Raw genomic sequence first — 24,446 nt, forward strand, 5'->3', positions numbered from 1 at the left:
TTGAATCTATAATCTATCTAGAGATATAATTACAAAGGCATTCTTCGTTGTTATAATGCGAAGAATGCCTTTGTAATTATATCTATTCACTTATAACATGTAATTAAAACTATAAGCCAGCAAAGGATAAAAGGTGGGAAAATCGATGTCTGGTCGCACAATGCAGGTGCTTTTATCAACATATAACGGAGAAAAATACATAGGTGATCAACTGGATAGCATATTACAGCAACCATATGAACATATTAAAGTATTGATACGGGACGATGGTTCCAGTGATAACACAGTTGCTATAATAGAAAACTATTGTAATCGCTATAGAGGACGGATCCAGTTGCTAAAGGGAAAAAATATCGGTGTGATCCCCAGCTTTTGGACATTAATGCAGCAAGCTGATCAAAAAGCAGCCTATTTTTGTTTTTGTGATCAGGACGATGTATGGATGTCTGATAAAACTGTACGTGCTGTACATCAGTTAGAAAAAATGGAACAAGAACAACCATACGGAATCACAATTCCGGCAATGATATTTACTGCAACTCAGTTAACAGATGCTCAGCTAAATCCCACTGTGATCTGGCCGGGAAAGCCTGCACGAGAGCCCTCTTTTTATAATGCACTTATTCAAAATATAGCAGTTGGAGCTACTGTCTCATTTAATTACCAGACGCTTCGGCTTCTAATGAATACTCAGGACGATGTTAACTTATCCAATATTCAGATGCATGATTGGTGGATGTACCTAGTCATCTCCAGTATGGGGAAGGTACAATTTGATCCGCAGCCTTCAATCTATTACCGGCAGCATAGCAACAATGCAGTTGGCGGTGAAGCAACTACTTTTCAAAAAGTGAAAAAGAAATGGCGCAGTTATAAAAAGCATAAAGATCAGAAGCTACTAGTTAGACAAGCACAGGAATTCCAAAAAATCTATGGAGCTCAACTGACAAATCAGAGCATGATTGAACAGCTTCAGGCATTTGTTACTCCAAGAACTGATTTTGCAGCCAAACTAAAGTTTTTGCGAAAATGCAGATTATATAGACAATCTTTTATAGAAAATTTGCTTTTTCGTTTTCTGATTATAATCGGTTATATTTAAGAGTATATTTTAGATAATTTATATCTCGCATAATGATATGAAGCGAAAATAAGAACAGAGTTTCTGGAATAATCTTCAAACTAACTCTTTACTTCATATCTATGATATAATTTCGATGTAGTAGATTATTAAGTGTATTGGAATCTGTTCATCAATTCAAAAATTAATTTTTACATTTATTTATAGAATGCTTTCAATTCAGGCAGGAGCGTTATTATGGACGTTAGCGTTTTAATCTTAAATTATAATACTTGTCAGCTGACAATGGATTGTATCGAATCGGTTTACCGTTCGAGTACCCAATATTCCTATGAAATTATCGTTGTCGATAACCATTCGAGCGATGATTCCACTACGCGTATTCCAGCAGCTTACCCGAATATTGTCTTCATCGCTAATCAGGATAATGGTGGCTTTGCCAAAGGCAATAATATCGGGATGAAGATTGCCCGGGGACGATATACATTGCTGCTCAATTCTGACACCATCGTTCAGCCGGATACCCTGGAGACGATGGTGTCTTTCATGGATGCACACCCCACGGCAGGAGCATCAGGCTGCAAAATTATTCTACCGGACGGTTCGCTGGACAAAGCGTGCAAGCGCGGCTTCCCGACTCCATCGGCATCGTTCTATTATGCTTTTGGTTTCTCGAAGCTGTTCCCGGACAATCCGAAGTTTAATGGTTACCAGCTGGGTTATCTCAGTCCGGATGAATCGTACCAGGTAGACTCCCTCGTAGGTGCCTTTATGCTGGTACGCCGCGAAGTGATTGAGCAGATCGGCGGACTGGATGAAGAATTCTTTATGTACGGCGAAGATATCGACTGGTGCTACCGGATCAAGGAAGCAGGCTGGGAGATCCATTATTGCGCCGATACCTTTATCGTGCATCACAAGGGTGCCAGCAGCCGGCGCAAACCATTCAAGATTATTTATGAGTTCCACCGGGCGATGTGGTTATTCCATCGCAAGCATTACCGGCAAAAGTATTCTTTTATCACCAATGGCATTGTCTACACAGGGATCTGTGTCAAACTGGTGCTATCCCTTCTCAAAAATAAATTACTGCGTGCCACTCCGGCGCCGGTATCCGATTCAGAAAGGAGAGTCCATACGTGATCCGCAAAAATCAGCGCTTTTTGACCAGACTGTATATTCTGGCGGATTTCTCTGTGATTCAAATTTCCTTTCTGATCGCCTGGTTTATCAAGTTCCAGAGTGATATTCTGCCTTATGACAGCCCGCCTGCAGGATACGGGGCACTGCCGTTCGAGACGTATGGTAAATGGAGTCTGATCTATGGTGTAATTGCTATCCTGATCGGAACGATAAGCAGTCTCTACTCTCCCAAACGCAAAAAGCGTTTTGCCGATGAACTGCTCAAAATTGTGCAGACCCATGCAGTCAGTATCTTTATGCTGCTTGGTGCTTTGTTCTTTTTCAAAGAGATCAATATCTCGCGTTACTATCTGCTGCTGTATGTGGTACTGAATCTGCTGCTGATTATGACTTATCGCTATGTAATCAAGCTGGTACTGAAACGTGCCCGTCAAAAGGGATTTAACAAGCAGTTTGTGCTTATCCTGGGTGCTGGTTCTCTCGGCAAGCGTTTCTATGACAATCTCATGCAGTACCCGGAAATGGGCTATGAAATTGTCGGTTTCCTCGATGACTATCGTACCTTCGATGGAATTGAATTGAAAAAGTACAAACCGGTACTAGGCAAAATCGATGATCTGGGGCGCAAGCTTCATGAGATGATGATCGATGAGGTCATTCTGGCATTGCCACTGGATGCGCATAATAAGTATCCGCTTATTATCGCTGAATGTGAAAAAGCAGGGGTACGAACGCTGATTATTCCTGACTTCTTTGACTATCTGCCGGCACGTCCTTACTTTGATAATTTTGCCGGAATGCCAATGATCAATGTACGTGATATTCCGCTGGATATTGCAGCCAACCGTATTTTCAAACGGCTGTTCGATATTATATTCTCACTGGCAGCTATTATCGTAACTTCGCCGATTATGCTGTTCGTAGCAATTGGAGTCAAATTGACTTCATCCGGACCGATTATTTTCAAGCAGGAACGCGTTGGTCTCAATCGGCGTACATTTATGATGTTCAAGTTTCGTTCTATGCGTGTCATTCCGGAAGGGCAGATTGATACGGGCTGGACAACAGCGGATGATCCACGCAAGACCAAGTTTGGTTCATTTATCCGGCGTACGAGTCTGGATGAACTTCCGCAATTCTTTAATGTACTGATTGGAGATATGAGCGTAGTCGGCCCACGGCCGGAGCGTCCTTATTTCGTGGAGCAGTTCCGGGAGGAAATCCCCAAATACATGGTCAAGCACCATGTTCGCCCAGGTATTACCGGCTGGGCACAGAGCAATGGACTGCGTGGAGACACATCGATCGAGGAACGAATCAATCACGATATTTTCTATATTGAAAATTGGTCGCTGTTATTCGATATCAAGATTATTTTCAAAACGATCCGTAATGGATTTATGAATAAGAATGCGTATTAAGATTTAATATCCGAATTACGCATCAAAATTTAATGTAAGTGAACAACCTTAGAGAAGAGATCTACATCTCAATACCTCGTTCTTACAGACGGGGTATTTTTATTTGCAAATTAAGGTGCAAACACACGGCGAAATATCGTATAATATAACTTTGTTCCCATCAAATACGAACAAAAAATTGACACTGTACAAGCACTGTCATAGACTTATTCTGAAGGTTGCAGAAAGACGGAGGAATGAAGGTTGAGAGATGAAATTAAAACGTGGCAGCACGTATTCAAATTGGACCCTGACCGTCTGATCTCGGACGAAGATCTGGATCGTATTTGTATGTCCGGTACCGATGCTATCATGATTGGTGGTTCGTCCGGTGTAACCTATGACAATACAGTGGATCTGATGTCCCGTGTGCGCAGGTATGAGCTTTCCTGTGTACTGGAAGTATCGGATCTGCAAGCAGTTGTACCGGGATTCGATCTGTATATGATTCCAATGGTGCTGAACACCGACCAGAGTAAATGGCTGCTTGGACAGCATGTACAGGCGATTGAGCAGTACAGCCATTTGATTCCCTGGGAACGGATGCTGCCGGAAGGGTATATTGTACTGAATCCGGATTCGACGGTAGCCCGTCTGACTGATGCATTGACTGCTATTGATGGCGACCGTGCTGCAGCATATGCGCAGGCAGCTAACCGTCTGCTGAAGCTACCGATTATTTATATCGAATACAGCGGCCGCTTTGGAGACATGGAGCTTGCTGCGGATATCCGTCGTGCTGCCGGTGAAGCCCGTGTGTTTTACGGTGGAGGTATTCATAATGCAGAGACGGCCAGAATAGCCCGGCAGGTCTGTGATACAATTATTGTGGGCAACAGCCTCTATAGCGATCTGGACCATGCACTGGAGACGGTAACTGCAGTGAAAAGCTGAATCTTTCTTTTACAGGGATCATTTATATGGATGATTCAAAATACAATGTGATCCTAACAATGATAATACGAACTGCTTAAACAGTTTAATGTAATAATGTAATGTACCTCAATAATCTGTGCCTGTTACAGCAGGCAGCCCATTAACGTTTAACCATACTTGACTCACTATCCACGCTTTGATTTGTACACACCACATGACATGGTTCAACATATACAGGCTTTTATCAAGCAAACCAATCGCCTGACACTTTATTTTTATATCCTATTCCCATTTTGAAAGGGGCAAGACTTCTAAATGACGACTGTAAATATACAGGATGCAATCAACCGCCTGAATCCCAGACAAAAAGAAGCCGCGCTCGCCACAGATGGACCGCTACTCATTATGGCAGGTGCAGGCAGTGGTAAAACTCGGGTACTGACCCACCGTATTGCCCATATTATTGATTCCCGCAAGTCAGCTCCATGGGGAATTCTGGCGATTACATTTACCAACAAAGCTGCACGTGAGATGCAGGATCGTGTCTCCCAGTTGGTAGGCCGTGATGGCCGCGAGATCTGGGTATCTACGTTTCACTCCATGTGTGTTCGTATTCTGCGCAAAGATATCGAACGGATTGGTTTTACTTCCAATTTCTCCATTCTGGACTCCGGTGATCAGCTGTCTGTTATCCGTTCCTGCATGAAGGATCTGAATATGGATACCAAGAAATTCGAGCCGAAGGCTGTTCAGGCAATGATCAGCACTGCCAAAAATGAATTGGTAACGCCTGCCCAGTACGAGCAGAAGATCGGTGATTATTTTGAAGGTCTGGCATCCAAAGTCTATACGATGTACCAGCGCAAGCTGCGTGCCAACAACTCGCTCGATTTTGATGATTTGATCATGACGACGATCCAGCTGTTCAAGGAAGTGCCGGAAGTGCTGGAATTTTACCAGAAGAAATTCCGCTACATCCACGTCGATGAGTATCAGGATACCAACCGTGCACAATACATGCTTTGTAAAATGCTGGCGGATGCGCACCATAATATCTGCGTAGTCGGTGACAGTGACCAATCGATCTACCGGTGGCGTGGAGCGGATATTACCAACATCCTGAATTTTGAAGAAGATTACCCGGAAGCCAAGACGATTCTGCTGGAACAGAACTATCGTTCCACTTCCAATATTCTGAGTGCAGCCAACGAAGTTATTGGCAACAACAGCGGCCGCAAACCCAAGAAATTGTGGACCGATAAAGAAGGCGGAGCCAAGATCAAAGTATATCGTGCCGACTCTGAGCATGATGAAGGATATTTCGTCACTTCGGAAATTCATAAAAGTGTAAAAACAGGCCGACCTTATCAGGATCACGCTATTTTGTACCGTACCAATGCCCAGTCCCGGGTTATAGAGGAAATTCTGATCAAATCCGATATTCCTTATCAGATCGTCGGCGGCATCAAGTTCTATGATCGCAAAGAGATTAAAGATATCCTCGGATATCTTCGTCTATTGTCTAATCCGGATGATGATATCAGCTTAACGCGGATCATTAATGTACCGAAGCGTGGTATCGGTGATACGAGTGTAGCCAAGCTGGCTGCAGCTGCAGGTGAGCGCGGAATTTCTATTTTCCGGGTGTTAGAGATTGTAGATGACCTGGGCTTTGCCGGTCGTACGCGTAATGCACTGGTGGAATTCTATGATATGATCGCAGCTCTGCATCAGATGGTAGAGTACCTGTCCGTAACCGAACTGACCGAGAAGATTCTGGAAATGTCGGAATACCGGGTCGAACTGCAACGCGAGAATACACTCGAATCCAAAGCACGGGTAGAGAATATTGAAGAGTTCCTGTCGGTAACGATGGAATTCGAGAAGAACAACGAAGACAAATCACTGATCTCGTTCCTGACCGATCTGGCTCTGATTGCGGATATTGATACCGTAGGGGACAAGCCGGAGGAGCAGGAAGATGCGGTTGTACTGATGACCATGCACAGTGCCAAAGGTCTGGAATTCCCGACCGTTTTCATTATTGGTATGGAAGAAGGAGTCTTCCCGCACAGCCGTGCCTTTATGGATAATGATGAGTTGGAAGAAGAACGCCGCCTTGCTTATGTAGGTATCACCCGTGCAGAGAAGCAGTTGTTCCTCTCCTGCGCGCAGATGCGTACATTGTTCGGACGGACAACCGCGAATCCACCATCCCGTTTCTTGGAAGAGATTCCCGAAGAATACAAGGAAGATACCAAAGTGGCACCGAATAATTATCGTCGTGGCAGCACTAGCAGCTATGGAGGCGGAAGCCGTGGATTTGGCGGATCGACCAGCAGCTTTGGCGGCAAACGGGATAACTCCAGCGCCTTTGGTAGCGGATCTTCCGCACGTGCGGTTCCGCGCCAGACACCAACGTCTTCCGGCGTAACTGTTACTACAGGTAATGGATCGGCACCGAAGCCGGTAGCCACTGGCAGCGGCGATGGATTCCAGGCAGGGGACAAAGTGTCTCATGGCAAATGGGGCATCGGTACGATTGTTGCAGTCAAAGGAACAGGCAATGATATGGAACTGCAGATTGCTTTCCCTGCACCTACCGGGCTGAAGCGTCTGCTGGCAGGCTTCGCACCTATTACCAAAGTGGAATAAAATCGGATACAGCACGATAGGGTTTAACCAACGATAAGACAGCTAGTATCGTATGTCTCCTCATAGAACCGGATATTTTAGGATTCGGTTCTATTTTTTCGAATAAGGGAATACATTGCATGACGAAAATGAAATAGCCGAGTCCATGATCGCCTTTACGCTGGCTGATCAGGGACTTACATATTAGATACGGGAGAGATGCCATTCATGGACCCGATGAACGAAATGGAAAAGCTCGTCGCCGAGCTGAATAATTACAGTTACCACTATTACACACTGGATGAGCCGTTGGTCGATGACAAAGAGTATGATGCCCTGTATGATCGTCTGCTGCAGCTGGAACAGGAAAGTGGTGTTGTCCTGCCGGACTCACCAACACAGCGCGTAGGTGGCGAACTGCTCAAAGGATTTCTGCCGCATCGTCATCTGGCTCCGCTCTGGAGTCTGGACAAAGCGCAAAATCTGGAGAAGCTGTCCAGCTGGCATACCCGTGCCCGCAAGCTGATCAATGATTACAATACCAAGAACCCGGATACACCACTTCCCGAACCAACCTATGCGGTCGAACTCAAGTTTGATGGTCTTACACTCAATCTGACTTATGAAAACGGTCGCCTTGTTCAAGCAGCTACGCGCGGTAACGGCGTTGTCGGAGAAGGCATACTGGAGCAGATCAAAACGATCCGTTCCATTCCGCTGTCTATTCCTTTTAAGGATGGCAAGATTGAAGTACAGGGAGAAGGCATTATGAACCTGTCCGTACTGGCTGCCTATAACGAGACAGCTTCGGACAAAGACAAACTCAAAAATGCCCGCAATGCAGCAGCAGGTGCTTTGCGCAACCTGGATCCCAAAGTAACCGCCAAGCGCCGTTTGAGTGCCTATTTCTATAATATCGGTTACATGGATGGTATTCGGTTCGCTACACAGCAGGAAATGATGCAGTTCCTGAAAGATAATCATTTCCGGGTCAATCCGTATATTTCGTATTTCGAGAATTTTGACGATGTGATTGTCCAGCTGGAAGAGATTCAGACACGCCGCAGCGGTCTGGATTATCTGATTGATGGAGCAGTTGTAAAAATCACCGATATGCGTACCCGTGAAGTGCTCGGTTATACAGACAAGTTCCCGCGCTGGGCGATTGCTTATAAATTTGAAGCGGAAGAGACCAGTACGATTCTGGAATCCGTATCCTGGAATGTAGGACGCACCGGTAAAATCACGCCGCTCGCACGTGTGGAAGCGGTAGAGCTCGCCGGTGTAACCGTACAGAACTGTACACTGAACAATATTGGCGATATTGAACGCAAAAACCTGAAGCATGCTCTGGGTACACGTGTCTATATTCGCCGCTCCAATGATGTTATCCCCGAGATCCTGGGCAAGGTATCCGAGGAAAATGACGGCGAAGAGATTGTATATCCGGAGAATTGCCCGGCCTGTGGATTCCCGCTGGAACAGCGTGGCGCGCATTTATTCTGTAACAACAAGCTGGGCTGTGAGCCGCAGATCGTTGCGCGAATTACTCATTTTGCTTCCAGAGATGCGATGGATATCGAGACATTCAGCGTCAAAACGGCGACGCAGCTGCAAAGTGAGCTGCAGGTTCGCGAGCCTGCTGACCTCTATAACCTGAAGTTTGATGATCTGGTCAGTCTGGAGCGTTTTGGCGAACGCAAAGCGAGCAATCTGCTCCAGGCTATCGAAGACAGCAAAACCCGTGATCTGGCTTCCTTCCTGTATGCACTCGGTATACCGAATACAGGTAAAACAACAACGCGGATGCTGGCCGAACATTATCGGGATCTGGACAAGATCATGAATGCGACAGCCGAAGAGCTGGTGGAGCTACCGGATGTAGGCATGATTGTCGCAGAGAGTATCGTAGAATTTTTCGCAGATCCATTCATGCGTGCAAGTATTGAGAAAATGCTGGAACTTGGCGTACAGCCTCAGGTACCGGAAGCACCTGTTGTAGTCGTATCCGACTCCTACTTTACCAATAAAACAGTAGTACTCACCGGTACACTGCATACGATGACTCGTGATGATGCGGCCGCGCGTCTGGAAGAACTGGGAGCCAAAGTAACCGGCAGTGTATCTAAAAAAACGGATATCGTTATCGCTGGCGAAAAAGCTGGCAGTAAACTGACCAAAGCCCGCGATCTGGGTATCGAAGTCATCGAAGATGAAGAGCAGCTTCGTCAGCTGCTGGAACTGGAATAGCTAACCGAATCTGAAGCTGGGGTTGGGAGGCATGGGGCAGTCTCAAGCGATACATGTACCGAAGTATCTACAAGGATATATGTAGAGACCTTGGCATGTAGAGATCTTATGCTCACTCAAGCCTCTAAGCAAGAGCATTTGTATTACAAATAGTTGCATATTAAAAAGACGAGATGCCCCCGTAATAAGGGCTCTCGTCTTTTTTTGGTATGTCTATCGCTAATTTGCGATGTGTTTAATGTATTTGAACCTTCCTTACATTCTCAAGGTCCTGCATCAGATTTGTATCATGATCCAGTAAATACATATATTTATTACGAAAACGATCAGGACAGATTATCCGGCAACCAAGCATCTTTGTCGTAACCACGCTGTTCCCAATATCCGATATGATCTTCTGCAATGAGCTCGATACGGTTAAGCCATTTTACCGATTTGTAGGCATACATTTTGGGAATAACCAGTCGTACCGGTCCGCCCAGATCAGCTGGAATAATTTTGCCGTCATGCAGTACAGCAACCATGATATCTTTTAGCTGCGCCTGCTCCAGTGTGATCGAGTCTGTATACACGCCATCACCGGAATAGAACTTGATCGTTTGGGCAGTTGGTTTAACACCAGCCATTTTCAAAAAGTCGTTCAGTGGAATGCCTTCCCATGTGTTTTTGTATACGGACCAGCCAGTTACACAGTGAAAGTCACTTACCTGTACCGAGCGTTTGATTTTCAAAAACTGCTCCCAGTTCCATGTCTGCGGACGATCGACCAAGCCATCGATTGTAAACGACCAGTTGCTGTTATCAAATGAAGGAATCGGTGTAACCGTGTAGACGCGGAATTCGCCCTGAGCACCTCCGCCTTCCGGTGGCAGAGAAGCCGGCATCGGCTTGGGATCGGGAATCATTTTGTTTGGATTACTTGCCGCCATTTCCTCCCAGCCACCTCCGCCCTGCAAGGAGCTGCCCAGCCAGCGGATAAAGGTTGGACCCACCGAGACTGCCAGCCCCACACCGATCACCGAACGCAAAAAGGCACGACGTGTATAAAAAGGAGAAGGAGTCTGTGCAGCAGAAGGTCTGCTTGTTACAGATGCAGCAGCATTTCCCTTTGGCGCTGCATTCGCAGGTTTGCCAGCAGAATCATCGGACAGACGGATACTGCGCTTTTTGGGATCTTTAAGCCAAGCTGTGCGTGTAAGCGAATGATAAATAATATAAGGCAGTCCCACCCAGGTGAGCAGATCATGTATAAATAAAGCGGTATTTGCTACAGCAGGGCCTACTTGCCGAAGCAGCCATAACAGAATGCCGGAGATGATCCATCCAACCAGCAGAATCATGACCAGAATGACATTCATTTTCTGATTCGGCTTCTCCCGGATTTGTTTCCAGTGCTTGGATGCCAGGAACAGATAGTACACAACAGGTACCAGCAGTGCCAATCCTCCTATAATATGAATCCAGCGAATCCATATTCTTCCTTCCCCGAGAATCTCCCTCCAGAACCCGCCTACGAGAACGAGTCCGGTAATCGCGAGCAGGGCGACCAACCATGCGTTCCAGCTATGCAGCCGGATCAGCTTTTTACCAAATCCTTTTTGTACTGCAGCAATCCAGCGTCCCATTCATAGTTCCCCCTTCAAAATCGGTCATCCGCCTGAAATCATATATTGGTGTCCAGACGAACATTCTATATAGATATTCCACGAGCAAAATACACCTTATCAGCATATTCGCAGCCATGCTCAAAATAGATCAAAAATTATCTTCCGATTCGTACAAATGCAGCGGTCATATCCATCTGAAACTTTTCAAAATCTGATATACAAAGTTAAGCTAATATCTAAAATTTATTATAAACCTTTGAGCAAGAAGAACGCGAGAGAATAAACTGGACCCCAGCAATTCATAGACGCGGGTATGCTAACTCATTCTATACAGGCCAAAGAAAGATGAACCGCTCCCCCATCCACTGCTCTTTCAGTCTATCGGCATTTTACCCTGAAGCGGAGATGCACTGCGATAGGCTTTGGGAGACATGCCTTTTATCCTTTTGAAAATCTTGGAGAAGAGCAGAGGATCCACATAGCCAACCGAACGAGCGATATTGCCGATCGTAAGATCCGTATTTACCAGCATTTTTACAGCCATCTCCATCCGGTAGCGAATCAGGTAGTCCTGTATGCTCCCTTTGGTTGTTTTTGTAAATAACGAACACAAATAGCTCCGATTCAGTCCGATAAAGTGTGCAATATCCTCCACCGTAATCTTCTGGGAGAAGTTCATTTCAATAAAATCTTTCACCTGCTCCACATAGACATCCGCCCGGCTGTTCACCGGAGGAGGCAGTGTTTTGGGTCCCTTTTCTACCAGCAGCGACAACATCAGGTACAACAATCCCATCAACCGGGTTTCCCGGGCTTGCTGATTTTCATTGGACTGAATCATCCACTGCAAATGCTCATAGATCCGCTCTTTTGGTTCGTACTCCAAGATCGGTGTAGAAAGGTTCAGCCCTGCCTGTTCCAGCAGCGATTCAGCCAGCGCTCCGTTAAATCCGATCCATCCGTAGGACCAAGGGTTCACTTGATCCGCTGCATAATACGTAACGACATGAGGACAGATCAAAAATCCTTGTCCCGGCCCAATAGAGTGCCTGACTCCGTCCACCTCAAAAATTCCTTCCCCTTCGAAAACATAATGCAGCAAATAGTGCGTTCGTACAGCAGGACCAAACTGGTGACTGGGTATGCAGTCCTCCATGCCGAATTGAGTAAGATACAGTTCGGTGTGCTGTTTGCTTCTTGGCAAATACTCAATCATCCGCTAATCTCCTTATTTCTAATTTGTCTATCGGAAATTCAATAGTATCTATCAAAATACCATATTTTCTAATCATCATGCCATGTACGAAGAAAACGATTTCATATATTGTTTCTATATGTAAATCTTATTCTCTGTCAAGGTTAAAACAATCCTCAAACCATATATTCTGGAAGTCTCAAACCATATGGTATAAAAATTGCAAAAGCCACAGTAGTTTATGAGATATCCAGCATACATAACGCTTAACGAAAATGAAGGAGTGTTGATGATGAGCATTATTGTTCAAGAGGAGAAGGGTTTATTTCATCTGCAATCTTCCGGGATGAGCTATCTGATTCAGATCGTGGATGGTTATCCTGTACATGTGTACTGGGGAGCCACGCTGAAGCACCGGGCCACAATGAATGAACTTCTGATCCATACGTCTCCGGGAACAGGACTCGATCGATTGCCGCAGGAATATCCACAGTACGGCAGCGGAGATTTTCGCAACCCGGCGTATCAAGTTGAACTGGAGGACGGGACCCGGGTCACGGAGCTAAAGTACGACAGTTATCGGCTGCTAAAAGGGAAACCGGAATTAGACGGACTTCCGGCAGTATATGTGGAGAATGAATCGGAAGCGGATACGCTTGAGCTCGTTTTGAGAGATGGCTATTCGGGACTTCAGGTTGTGCTGCTGTACTCCATCTTCGCAGAGCGTAATGTTATCGTGCGCTCGGCCCGCTTGATCAACCAGGGAAAGCAGAAGATACGCCTGCTGCGTGCCCTGAGCACAAGTGTGGATATGTTCGGACACGATAATATGGAAATGATGTACCTGTCCGGAGCCTGGGCAAGGGAAGGCAATATCCAGCGCAGATCACTTCTGCAGGGCGAGATTCGTATCGACAGCAAACGGGGGATGAGCAGTCATCAGTTCAATCCGTTTGCTGCTCTGGTTACGCCGGAGACCTCAGAGAATCATGGAGAAGCTTATGGGTTCAGTCTCGTCTACAGCGGCGGATTTGAAGCGGTGGCAGAGGTGGATTCTTTTGGCTGTACCCGGTTGGGCATCGGTGTGAATTCATTTGATTTTGCCTGGCTGCTGCATGCCGGAGAACAATTCCAGACGCCGGAAGCCGTGATGGTATATTCCGCACAGGGACTGGGAGAGATGTCGCGGACGTACCATCGTTTGTATCGTAATCGGTTATGCCGTGGAAAGTACCGGGATCAGGAACGACCGATTCTGGTCAACAACTGGGAAGCGACCTATTTTGATTTTAGTGCGGACAAGCTGGTTGCCATTGCAGAAGAAGGGTCCAGACTGGGAATTGAATTATTCGTACTGGATGACGGCTGGTTTGGCAAACGTGATGCTGACAATTCCTCTCTGGGCGACTGGTATGAAGATCGCCGTAAGCTGCCGGATGGGCTGGCCGATGTGGCGAAGCGCATTAACGGATTAGGCATGCAATTCGGACTCTGGTTTGAACCGGAGATGATTTCACCGGATAGTGAGCTGTACCGCCAGCATCCCGATTGGTGTCTTCATGTGCGGGGCAGAAGACGCAGCGAAGCCAGATGGCAGCTTGTACTTGATTATACCCGTCCGGAAGTAAGAGATTATATTTATGAGTCCCTCGCGGAGATTTTCTCGACGGTACCTGTTGCCTATGTGAAATGGGATATGAACCGTGCCCTGACCGAGATCGGGTCGGCAGCACTGCCGCCGGAACGTCAGGCCGAGACCGCTCATCGCTATGTACTCGGATTGTACGAACTGCTGGAACGGATCACTTCACAGTTTCCCGATATTCTATTTGAAAGCTGCTCCAGTGGAGGCGGCCGGTTTGATCCGGGAATGCTGTATTATATGCCGCAGACATGGACCAGCGACAATACCGATGCAGTGGAACGACTAAAGATCCAATATGGAACAAGTCTGGTTTATCCGGTAAGTACAATTGGTGCCCATGTGTCGGCCGTTCCTAACCATCAAGTAGGACGGAATACACCGCTTGATTTCCGCGGCAGTGTGGCCATGTCCGGTAATTTTGGCTACGAACTGGATCTTACACAATTTACCAATGAGGAAAAAGACACCGTTCAGCGCCAGGTCGCCAGCTACAAGCAGGTTCGCGGTCTGGTTCAGCAGGGAGATCTATACCGTCTGCAAAGTCCTTTTGAAGGCAATGGATCATCATGGATGTTCGTTTCGGCGGATAAGACAGAGGCGCTGGTCTATGCCTTCCAGGTGATGGCTGTGCCCAATGCACCTCAACGAATTTTGCGTCTGAACGGACTGGACCCGGAGCTGGAATACACAGTGGAACGTGAAGGTGGCGGGGAAAGCAGCCTGTATGGAGGAGATCGACTGATGCAGCTGGGCCTGCCGCTTAGCTACGAACCGAAAGACTACCAGAGCCGCTGCTTTAGACTTCAAGCCATACAATAGGAAAATCAAGGCGAGTACGTACCCACGGATAGAGATAAGATAAGCCCCTTTTAAGCAGGAAGGGGCTTTTTTTAAGTATAGGAAAGTCTTGTTACCGGAGGATGAATTATGTTTTTGGTCCGAATAATGAATGATATGAAAATAAGAAAAAAGCTGGCAGTGACGTTCATTTCAACAGCCGTTCTTCCTCTGCTGCTCTGCGGCCTTTTTCTGACCGCAAGATTGCGCGAAGTGGTCGTGGAGAGCGCTTTTGTACAGGTATCCGATAATGTGGAACGCGTGCAAAAACGGACAGAGGAACTGATCAAGGTGCCATTGGACATTTCGAATCGTCTGATGAATGACAATCAGTTGAAAAAGACTGCCGGTCAGACATACAGCAGCTATACGGAAGTGATTCAGGCCTATCATAACTACACTAACATTCGCGAATATCTTCAGCTGCACCCGGAGATCTCGGGCATTCGTATCTATGCGACCAATCCGGGTGCGCTGAATAACTGGGAGTTTATGCAGCCGGATGCAGCGATCACCACCCAGCCATGGTACCAGGAAGCGTTAGCACGAAAAGGTCTCGTCGGCTGGAACCGGATTCCAGATGAACGAAAAGAAGCGGACGAACTGAGCCTGGCTCGTTCGTTTCCTTTATACGTTTCCGGGCAAAAGGGAGTGATGGTTATTAATGTCAACAAGCAGCGGCTGCGCTCCATTCTGGCACAGGAGTCCTTCCCCACGATGATCGTGGACAGTCAGAATCGGCTGATCGTTTCCAATACTGTCAAAGTATCCGGGCGTGACATAGCGGAGGTCGGTACGAATTCCGATATACTGCGTCTTCCGGCAGGCAGCTATAATATATCGCTGCATGGAAAAGCATCCAAAGTCGTCGTAGCCACATTACAGCCGCAGGATAGCTGGAACAGTTTGCGAACCATTTCCATCTTCTCCATTTCGGAGATTACCCGTGATGCCAATCATGTGATCTTCCTGGGAGCTGTTGTAATTGTATCCAGTCTGATGTTTGCGGCTCTGCTTACCTATGCTTCTGCAGTGCTGCTGTCCCGAAGATTGCATCGGCTCAGCCGGCATGTATCCCGGATTCGTTCCGGTTCCTGGCAGACGCTGCTGCATATTGACGGGAATGATGAGATTGGTCTTTTGTCCAGGCAGTTTAATGCGCTGGTCCAGGATATAGACCGATTGTTTCATGAAGTGGAGGCCACGAACCGGGAGAAGAACCTGATCGAAAAAAGACAGGATGAAATGAAATTCAAAATGCTGGCCAGCCAGATTAATCCTCACTTTCTGTTCAACTCGCTTGAATCGATCCGGATGGAAGCCCATATTCGCAAGCAGGATGATATCGCAGAAGTGGTATGGCTGCTCAGTACGCTGCTGCGCAGCAGCCTTGAAGTCAGCAGCCGCATGATTTCGCTTGGCGAGGAGCTGAAGCGTGTGCGTGGTTATCTGGATATTCAAAAGTTCCGGTATGAAGACCGCTTGCAGTATCAATTAACCGTAGAGGCAGGCATGGAAGACATCCAGGTGCTCCCGCTCATTATCCAGCCCCTGGTGGAAAATGCCATTGTGCACGGTCTGGATCATCGTGCCGAAGGCGGCTCTGTTTGCGTGGAAGTAAAAAAGGTTTCGGGCGGAGCACAAATTCAAGTAAGCGATAACGGTACCGGTTTTACGGATGAGCATCTTCAGTATCTGCAGCAGGAACTCGCTTCTCCTGCAGATGATTCCAAAGAGCAGCGAATCGGCCTGCACAATGTTAACGATCGGCTTGTTTTGCTGTACGGCAAAGACAGCGCTTTGCAGATCGAGAGCAGGTACGGGAGCTGGACTACAGTCACATTTTTTGTGCCAGGAGGCGATGATCATTGATCAAGGTCGTAATTGTGGATGATGAGCCGAAGCTTCGCCTTGGACTTCAGACATTGATTCCATGGAAGGAATTGGGCTTTGAGGTTATTGCTGCAGCAGCTAATGGAGAAGAAGCACTGAAAGTAATGGAGCAGGAGCGCCCGGATATGGCTATCGTTGATATTCGGATGCCGCTGATGGACGGATTACAGCTGCTTGAGTGTATGTCGTCCTGCGGTTACAAGCTGCATGTCATTATACTGAGTGGCTACGCTGATTTCGAATATGCCAAACAGGCGATCAAGTACGGGGTTGCCGGCTATCTGCTCAAACCGGTAGATACACGGGAGATGACCCAGATGCTCCAGGGGATTCGTGAGCAGATTGAAGAGCAGCAGCGTCAATATGAGGAGGATCGAATCACCACAGCCGATCGTGACTGGCTGCTGCAGCGTCTGCTTGTACCCCGGAATATCGGCGAAGATGCTGCTGCTTTACATAGTACAGCCCGGGCAGCCGGAATAGTATGGGATAGTTATGAGATAGTTGCCCTGCTTCCGAAGGGTGCTGAAGATGATGGATCCGGGAAGGTACATTCATTTAGGGAGAGTTTAAAATCACGCATAGAGCATACCGGAAGAGGGACGGTGACCGTCTATTTTCCTTATGTGGTGCTGTTCCTTCAGAATCCGCTGCGTGGCCGGAAGCAGCAGGCGGAATTGTACCAACTGCTTCATAACACACTTGGCAGCTGTCATTTTATTGCGGCTACAGGTGGCGCGGTATCAACTGTAGAAGAGATCAGCCGCTCTTTTCTACATGCCCAATCGTCATTGAAGCATGCCTTTTTCAGCAAAAAGGGACAATTGCTCAGGCATAATGCTTCACGCTGTCCGCTGCCGGATAACCCGTATGCACAGGATAGCAGTCCCGAGGAGATCATGGAGGAGTTGATCCTGCAGCTGTATTACAGTCTCGATACAGGCAATCAGTCGATGGTTCGGCCGCTACTGGAGAATGGTTTGTCCTTTTTTCTTGCACAACAGTATGATGAGCGCTATATCAAGGAATCGTTTTTCCATTTAATCAACGCGATCGTACACAAACTGACAAACGGGTTCCCTGCAACCAGGCGGGAGACTGAACAGATTTCGCAATTTATGAAAGGCATTTTTGCCTATGAGCATCTGGAAGATCTGCTGGACGAGACACATTCCTTTCTGCTGGCATTAGCCCAACACGCAGAACCGGAAGGCAAGGAAAAAGAACTCAAGATCATGATCCATATTATCCATCGACACTACAGTGACCCTTTGAGATTGGAGACACTGGCTGGAATGCTCAATTACAGCACAGCATACCTCGGTCAGATATTTAAAAACAAAACAGGAGAGTACTTCAACACTTATCTGGACAAAGTACGGATCCAAAAAGCCAAAGAACTGCTGCAGCAGGGAATGAAAGTATATGAAGTATCCGAGCAGGTCGGCTACACAAGCGTTAATTATTTCCACGGCAAATTCAAAAAATACGAAGGCTGCTCACCATCCGACTTTAAAAATCCATAATTAGTAGATGATTTTTACCGAAATCCGCTGTATGGGCGATGTTCTCTCTCTGATTTATGATGGAAATCAGGAAAGGAGGGGGAATATGAGCAGAATATTATCGAAGAAGGAAAGCGTATACAAAAACACTGCCCAAGCGAAAAAAAGCAGATGGAAAGCATTAAACAACCAAAAGTATCTGTATTACATGTCGATTCCATTTGTGCTCTGGGTTTTTGTTTTTCAGTATTTTCCTTTATGGGGCTGGACCATGGCCTTCCAAAAATATAGACCGGGGGTAGGCTTTTTCGAACAAAAGTGGGTAGGCCTGGAGCACTTTCGCACATTGTTCCAGGATGATCATTTCTATCAGGTCCTTCGCAACACACTGGCCATGAGTTTTATGGGCTTGATTGCAGGATTCGTAGTTCCGGTCATTTTTGCCCTGATGCTTAACGAAGTCCGTATGGGAGTCATGAAACGATTTGTACAGACGGTCTCTTACCTGCCTCACTTTGTTTCCTGGGTAGTCGCTGCAGGGATCGTCTCCAAAATGCTGTCCACGGATGGCGGTGTGGTCAACAGCATATTAATGAGCCTGAACTTGGTCGATCAGCCGATTTCTTTTATGTCACAGGGACATTGGTTCTGGTATATCGTCACCAGTGCAGATATCTGGAAAGAAACAGGCTGGAACGCGATCATCTATCTGGCTGCCATTTCAGGAATTGGTCCGGAGCTTTACGAAGCCGCACGGGTCGATGGAGCGAGTCGATTAAGACAGATGTGGCATATTACACTGCCTGGCATCCGGCCAACCATCATTGTCCTTCTCATCATGTCCATTGGTCATCTGCTGGGTAACGGCTTTGAAAAGCAGTTTCTGCTGGGCAATCACATGGTTATCGATTATTCCGAAGTGCTTGATTTGTATGCGCTTAACCATGGACTGGCCATGGGACGCTATTCGTTCGGGACAGCGATCAATATTTTCAATTCGATGATTAGTCTGCTTTTATTGTTTGCCGCCAATGGCATTTTTAAGCGTTTTACCAAAGAAAGCATTATGTAAGGAGGACGAAATGGGAACTGTCAACAGCACTGCACCGGTCCGTAGAACCAAAAGCAAGCTGCAGATGAAATCACCGCAGGACCGGATTTTGGAAGTGATTGTTTATGTGTCGATGGTTATCGTAACGATTCTGACGCTTTATCCGTTTTTGAACGTACTGGCCATCTCCCTGAATGATTCGGTCGATACCGTCAGAGGAGGGATCACCATATGGCCAAGAGAATTCACATTAAAAAACTATGATTTGATCTTTACGTACAGCGGTTTGATTACCGGATTTCAGAACTCCGTTTTGCGAACAGTGATCGGGACGATAGCAGGCTTGATCAGCGGTTCCATGCTGGCCTTTACACTGGCCCGCCGCGATTTTGGCGCCCGAAGATGGATCTCCATCTTTTTGGCGATCACCATGTATGTATCCGGCGGAATGATTCCCGGGTTTATTCTGATGAAAGATCTGCATTTTATTAATACCTTTGCAGTTTACATTTTACCGGGGCTGGTCAGTGCATTTAATGTGTTCGTTATTCGTTCTTTTATTGACGGATTGCCTGATGCGCTGCAGGAATCTGCCAAACTGGATGGAGCCAACGACTTTATGATTTACTGGCGTATTATCCTTCCGCTTTGCAAACCGGCACTGGCGACCGTAGCGCTTTTTCTGGCAGTGGGACAGTGGAACTCCTGGTTTGATACGTATTTGTTCAATGGTTCCAATGAGTCGCTAACGACGCTGCAGTATGAACTGATGAAGATTCTGCAGAGTACAACGACCAGCGCTACCAATTCCCAGGATATTTCGAATATAGCTGACCGGATGACCCAGGTATCACCCGAGTCCGTCAAAATGGCGATCACCATTATCGTGACAGTACCCATTCTTGTCGTATACCCATTCCTGCAGAAATACTTTGTAAAAGGAATGACACTTGGAGCCGTCAAAAGTTAAAACCGCTGCCAATCCACTCAGGTTCCATTTCGCTTCAGGTCAATGATTTATTATAAATGGGGGGATAGCTTCATGAAGCCAGGCAACAAAACGATCGCAGCTGCGCTACTATCATTAACAATGGTGACAGCATTTGCAGGCTGCAGCAGTACAGATACCCCGGGAGAGAATACGTCCGGGACCAGCGGCGATGATACACAGCCCATTACATTTACTTATTTTTCTGAAGATTCCAGTACCAATTGGAACAATATGAACGATGAAGTCGGCAAAGTGATCAAGGAAAAAACGGGAGTTACGCTAAATGCGGAGTTCGCCGTAGGAGATCCGGTACAAAAGCTGTCTTTGATTGCAGCAACCGGCAATTACCCGGATCTGATCGCAGCCAAGGCGGATGTGGGCAAACTTGTCGACGCAGGTGCCGTGCTGGATCTGACCGATTTAATTAACGAGCATGCGCCGAATATCAAGAAAATGCTCGGAGACAAGCTGGTACGTACCAAGTACAGCTTGGAGGACCCATCCATCTATGCGATTCCAACCTGGTCCGCTGTAGAGGAGAAGAAGATCAGGGCAGACGCCGGTTTTGAACTTCAGCACCGTGTCGTCAAGGAAGCCGGATACCCGGATATCCGTACCGTCAAGGATTTTGAAAAGACGATCCAGTCCTACATCACCAAGCATCCGACCGATGAGAATGGCAATAAGAATATCGGTATGTCCCTGAACGCGGATGATTGGCATATGTATCAGGTGACCAATCTTGGATTTCAGACTACTGGGGGACCTGATGATGGCGAATATTATATCGACCAAAATACACATCAGGCGACCTATCATTTCCGTCGCCCCGAGGAAAAGGAATTTTTCCGCTGGCTGAATCATATGAACGCGATCGGTCTGCTTGATCCGGAGAGCTTTGTGCAGAAGACCGATCAGTTCAAGGCAAAAGTCGCATCAGGACGCATTCTCGGTCTGGCTGATCCGGAGTGGGATTATGGAGACGGACAGAACGCCCTGAGAGCAGCAGGCAAGTTCGACCAGACGTATGGTCATTATCCAGTCACCATGAGCAAGGAATACAAAGATACGAGTTTCTGGCTCGCCGGCTTTGACGGAGGATACGGTATCTCGATCTCCAGCACATGCAAAGATCCGGTACGTGCGATCAAGTTCCTTGATTTTCTCGCATCAGAGGAAGGACAGATCCTGAATAACTGGGGAATAGAAGGCAAGCATTATACAGTCAAAAATGGCAAACGCTCACTTATACCGGAAGTACAGGAGCGGGCCAACAATGATGGTGCAGCTTTCCAGAAAGAATCCGGTCTCGCGTTGTACTGGAACCTGATGGTTCATTATGGCGATGGCATCAAGGACTCTACCGGCAATTACTTTACCCGCAATTATCCGGAACTGCTAAGCTCCAATTATAGCGAGGCAGAGAAAGAGACATTAAAAGCTTACAAAGCCGAGCATTGGAAAGACCTTTTTCCGACTGAAGAAGACTTTCAGCCAAGAGCGTATGGAGCAGCCTACACCATATCGTTGCCTAATGAAGATCCTTCCGTCATTTTGGGTGTCAAGATGAAGGATATTACATGGAAACGGATTCCCGAAGCCGTTATGGCCAAGCCGGAAGATTTCGACCGGGTATGGGATGCATACATGGCAGAGCTGGACCAAGCCGGTGTGCAGGAAATGGAGAAAGTCTATACACAGCATATCCAGGATCGAATTCAACTCTGGTCCACCAAATGATCTTTTTCCAAGTATAGGTTGATGACTTTTCCAGGAGATATGTAATTATACAAATAAAATAGAAAAGATGATGCACACGGCGGCTTGTCCAAACCATGACATAAACAAGCCGCCAATTACAGCCCTGTATTGTAAGCGATTACAAATATGCGTTCAATAAACTTACCCAAATTAAAACAGTAAAGCAGGCAATAACTCGACAACGCTGAACATTTCCACGACTACAGCATATCTTGAAAAATCAAAACCAAAACAAAAAAATGAGAGCGAGGGAAATAAAGTGAAAAAAACAGGTATGGTACTGCTGGCTGCTGTGATGCTCAGCTCCACAATTGCATTATCTCCGGCAGAAGGAAAATCCCGTATTTACGAAGCAGAGAAAGGAGCATTAAAAGGAGTAAGCATATCCACGTCGGCCAAAGGCTATTCCGGCAGCGGCTATGTTACCGGATTCGATGAGGAGGGAGATGCGATTACCGTAACCGTCAATCCTCCCAAGGCGGGTCTGTATCAAATTAAGATTCGATATAACGCGTCCAAAGGAGCCAAACAGACCAATATATTTGTGAACGGATCTTCAGCCGGAATTGTAGACTTTCCATCAACCAACGGTTTTAAGGAAATTGCCGTCACCAAATCCATATTGAAAAAGGGCGCCAACACGATCCGGCTCGACAAAGGTTGGGGATATTATGACATCGACTATTTCGCTATTGAAAAGGTAACAAAGGAGCCTGCCCATCCCATTTCCAAATCGCTGGTGAATCCTGATGCATCCCCGGCAGCCCGATCACTGATGAGTTATCTGGTCGACAGTTACGGCCATCAGATTCTGTCCGGACAGCAGGATTATTCCAATGTGGAATGGCTGCAGAACCATCTGGACAAAAAGCCGGCTATCGTCGGTTTTGACCTGATGGATTATTCGCCATCACGTATAGCGTATGGCGCAGCCACTACCGAGACGGAAAAAGCGATTGATTGGGATCGTCAGGGAGGCATCGTTACTTTTCTCTGGCACTGGAATGCCCCGAAGGACTTGATTGACCAACCGGGCAAAGAGTGGTGGAGAGGATTCTATACCGATTCTACTACCTTTGATGTTCAGTATGCGTTGTCCCACCGTGACTCGGAAGAATACACCCTTCTGCTGAGAGACATCGATACAATCGCCGTACAGCTGAAGAAATTGCAAGAAGCCAACGTCCCCGTCCTTTTCCGTCCACTGCATGAAGCCGAAGGAGGCTGGTTCTGGTGGGGAGCAAAAGGACCGGAACCTTCCAAAGAGCTGTACCGTCTGCTGTATGATCGGTTAACCAATGAACACCAATTGAACAATCTGATCTGGGTCTGGAACTCGGTTTCGCCAGAATGGTATCCTGGCGATGATGTTGTCGATATCGTAAGCTACGATTCCTATCCTCCGGGAGGAGATTATAATGTTCAGGTCGGCAAATACGATCAGCTGCTTTCACTTATTAAAGATCGCAAGCTGATAGCAATGACAGAGAACGGCGCTATTCCCGATCCGGATCTACTGGCATCCCATCATGCCGACTGGAGCTGGTTCAGTACATGGGGAACTCATGATGAAAAGACCAATTCGCTGGCACATTTAAAGAAAGTCTACAATCACCCTTATGTCATAACCCTGGATGAACTGCCGGATATCAAAAACTATCCTTCAACAGACGGTGCTGTTCCTGCAGCGCCAAGTGGAATAGATGCCAAACCATCCAGCGAAAAAGTAAAGATCAGCTGGAATCCAGTAACCGGAGCCGACAGTTATACCCTATTGCGTGCGGATACAGTAAAGGGTCCCTGCAAAGCAATCACCTCAAAACGCAAGGACGCCCATTATACCAACAAGGGATTAACCAATGACCAAACCTACTATTATACGATCCAGGCCGTAAATAAAGCCGGAAGCAGTGCAAGTTCCGCACCAATTGCTGTTACACCTCATCAAAAGAACAACTGAGAACCGACAGCAGTATAAATAGACCAATCTGATTCCCTGGATAAGTTGAGGATAAGCAAATCGGTAAAAGCGCCAGAACGTGCCAGAATGGCATAGCCAGCGCTTTTACCGATTTAGCGTCAATTCATTCAGATAGAGATACCCAATGTGGATTGAATTACAGAATCAAATACGATTATGAGGGTTCTTCTATATTACAGAAGAATGAATAGAAGAAAGAAGAGGAGAACTATATAGAAGAAAGAAGCGACCTACACAGAAGAAGGAAGCGATCTAATAGCTGTTTCATAAAGCAGCAGTCTATATGATATAACCGCCTCAAAATAAAAAATGCTAAAACACTTGCTTCCTTAAAAAAGATATGATATATTATTTAAGTCGCCTTGAGACATCACAAATCAATAAGAAAATTTAGAGGTTGACACGCTTTTCTGAAAATGATATACTCTAAGAGTTGTTAAGAAAAGTAAGTTCCTTGAAAACTGAACAAATGGGATTTGAATTAAAATGTTCGAGTAATCGAACGTCAGCAAGGAATGAGCAAGTCAAACACTTTA

Annotated in this window: 15 protein-coding genes; 13 read left to right on the top strand and 2 right to left on the bottom strand. The window is 46.6% G+C overall.

Going from position 1 to position 24,446, the window contains the following annotated elements:
• Nucleotides 1-145: 145 nt before the first annotated feature.
• The 6 genes from H065_RS0123875 (at nucleotide 146) to ligA (ending at nucleotide 9,444) form a co-directional block, all read left to right on the top strand.
• The gene (locus H065_RS0123875) at nucleotides 146-1,102 is read left to right on the top strand and encodes a glycosyltransferase family 2 protein (protein ID WP_017815626.1); all 957 of its coding nucleotides are present in this window, start codon (nucleotides 146-148) and stop codon (nucleotides 1,100-1,102) included.
• Between the two features lie 216 nt (nucleotides 1,103-1,318).
• Nucleotides 1,319-2,224 carry a glycosyltransferase family 2 protein gene (locus tag H065_RS0123880; protein WP_017815627.1) on the top strand — a complete coding sequence of 302 codons (906 nt, stop codon included), beginning with the start codon at nucleotides 1,319-1,321 and terminating at the stop codon, nucleotides 2,222-2,224.
• Entirely contained in the window at nucleotides 2,221-3,645 is a 1,425-nt protein-coding gene (locus H065_RS0123885) for an undecaprenyl-phosphate glucose phosphotransferase (RefSeq protein ID WP_017815628.1), read from the top strand. The genes H065_RS0123880 and H065_RS0123885 overlap by 4 nt, the downstream gene beginning before the upstream one ends.
• 243 nt (nucleotides 3,646-3,888) lie before the next feature.
• A complete protein-coding gene (gene pcrB / locus H065_RS0123890) occupies nucleotides 3,889-4,578 on the top strand; it encodes a heptaprenylglyceryl phosphate synthase (protein ID WP_017815629.1) in 690 nt (229 codons plus the stop codon).
• Between the two features lie 297 nt (nucleotides 4,579-4,875).
• A complete protein-coding gene (gene pcrA, locus H065_RS0123895) occupies nucleotides 4,876-7,215 on the top strand; it encodes a DNA helicase PcrA (RefSeq protein ID WP_017815630.1) in 2,340 nt (779 codons plus the stop codon).
• Between the two features lie 207 nt (nucleotides 7,216-7,422).
• Complete coding sequence (gene ligA / locus H065_RS0123900) at nucleotides 7,423-9,444, top strand: NAD-dependent DNA ligase LigA (protein ID WP_017815631.1); 2,022 nt, start codon at nucleotides 7,423-7,425, stop codon at nucleotides 9,442-9,444.
• Nucleotides 9,445-9,770: 326 nt separating this feature from the next.
• Here the strand turns inward: ligA and H065_RS0123905 are convergent, their stop codons facing one another.
• The gene (locus H065_RS0123905; RefSeq protein WP_017815632.1) at nucleotides 9,771-11,069 is read right to left on the bottom strand and encodes a molybdopterin-dependent oxidoreductase; all 1,299 of its coding nucleotides are present in this window, start codon (nucleotides 11,067-11,069) and stop codon (nucleotides 9,771-9,773) included.
• A gap of 355 nt (nucleotides 11,070-11,424) precedes the next feature.
• Nucleotides 11,425-12,267 (bottom strand): AraC family transcriptional regulator, encoded by an 843-nt coding sequence (locus tag H065_RS0123910; RefSeq protein WP_017815633.1) that lies wholly within the window; start codon nucleotides 12,265-12,267, stop codon nucleotides 11,425-11,427.
• 271 nt (nucleotides 12,268-12,538) lie between these two features.
• Here H065_RS0123910 and H065_RS0123915 point away from each other — a divergent pair, with 271 nt between their 5' ends.
• The 7 genes from H065_RS0123915 to H065_RS0123945 all read left to right on the top strand — a co-directional run bounded on the left by H065_RS0123915 (nucleotide 12,539) and on the right by H065_RS0123945 (nucleotide 23,889).
• Nucleotides 12,539-14,710, top strand: coding sequence for an alpha-galactosidase (locus H065_RS0123915; RefSeq protein WP_017815634.1), 2,172 nt, complete (start codon nucleotides 12,539-12,541; stop codon nucleotides 14,708-14,710).
• 108 nt (nucleotides 14,711-14,818) lie between these two features.
• Entirely contained in the window at nucleotides 14,819-16,600 is a 1,782-nt protein-coding gene (locus H065_RS0123920; protein ID WP_017815635.1) for a sensor histidine kinase, read from the top strand.
• Nucleotides 16,597-18,147 carry a response regulator transcription factor gene (locus H065_RS0123925; protein WP_017815636.1) on the top strand — a complete coding sequence of 517 codons (1,551 nt, stop codon included), beginning with the start codon at nucleotides 16,597-16,599 and terminating at the stop codon, nucleotides 18,145-18,147. The genes H065_RS0123920 and H065_RS0123925 overlap by 4 nt, the downstream gene beginning before the upstream one ends.
• A gap of 85 nt (nucleotides 18,148-18,232) precedes the next feature.
• Complete coding sequence (locus H065_RS0123930) at nucleotides 18,233-19,198, top strand: ABC transporter permease (RefSeq protein WP_017815637.1); 966 nt, start codon at nucleotides 18,233-18,235, stop codon at nucleotides 19,196-19,198.
• Between the two features lie 10 nt (nucleotides 19,199-19,208).
• Nucleotides 19,209-20,147 (top strand): carbohydrate ABC transporter permease, encoded by a 939-nt coding sequence (locus H065_RS0123935; RefSeq protein WP_017815638.1) that lies wholly within the window; start codon nucleotides 19,209-19,211, stop codon nucleotides 20,145-20,147.
• A gap of 72 nt (nucleotides 20,148-20,219) precedes the next feature.
• Nucleotides 20,220-21,908 (top strand): ABC transporter substrate-binding protein, encoded by a 1,689-nt coding sequence (locus H065_RS0123940; protein WP_017815639.1) that lies wholly within the window; start codon nucleotides 20,220-20,222, stop codon nucleotides 21,906-21,908.
• Nucleotides 21,909-22,188: 280 nt separating this feature from the next.
• Nucleotides 22,189-23,889, top strand: coding sequence for a glycosyl hydrolase (locus H065_RS0123945; RefSeq protein WP_017815640.1), 1,701 nt, complete (start codon nucleotides 22,189-22,191; stop codon nucleotides 23,887-23,889).
• Nucleotides 23,890-24,446: the final 557 nt, after the last annotated feature.

The organism is Paenibacillus shenyangensis, from assembly GCF_000346635.1.
Taxonomy (GTDB): Bacteria; Bacillota; Bacilli; order Paenibacillales; family Paenibacillaceae; genus Saccharibacillus; species Saccharibacillus dauci.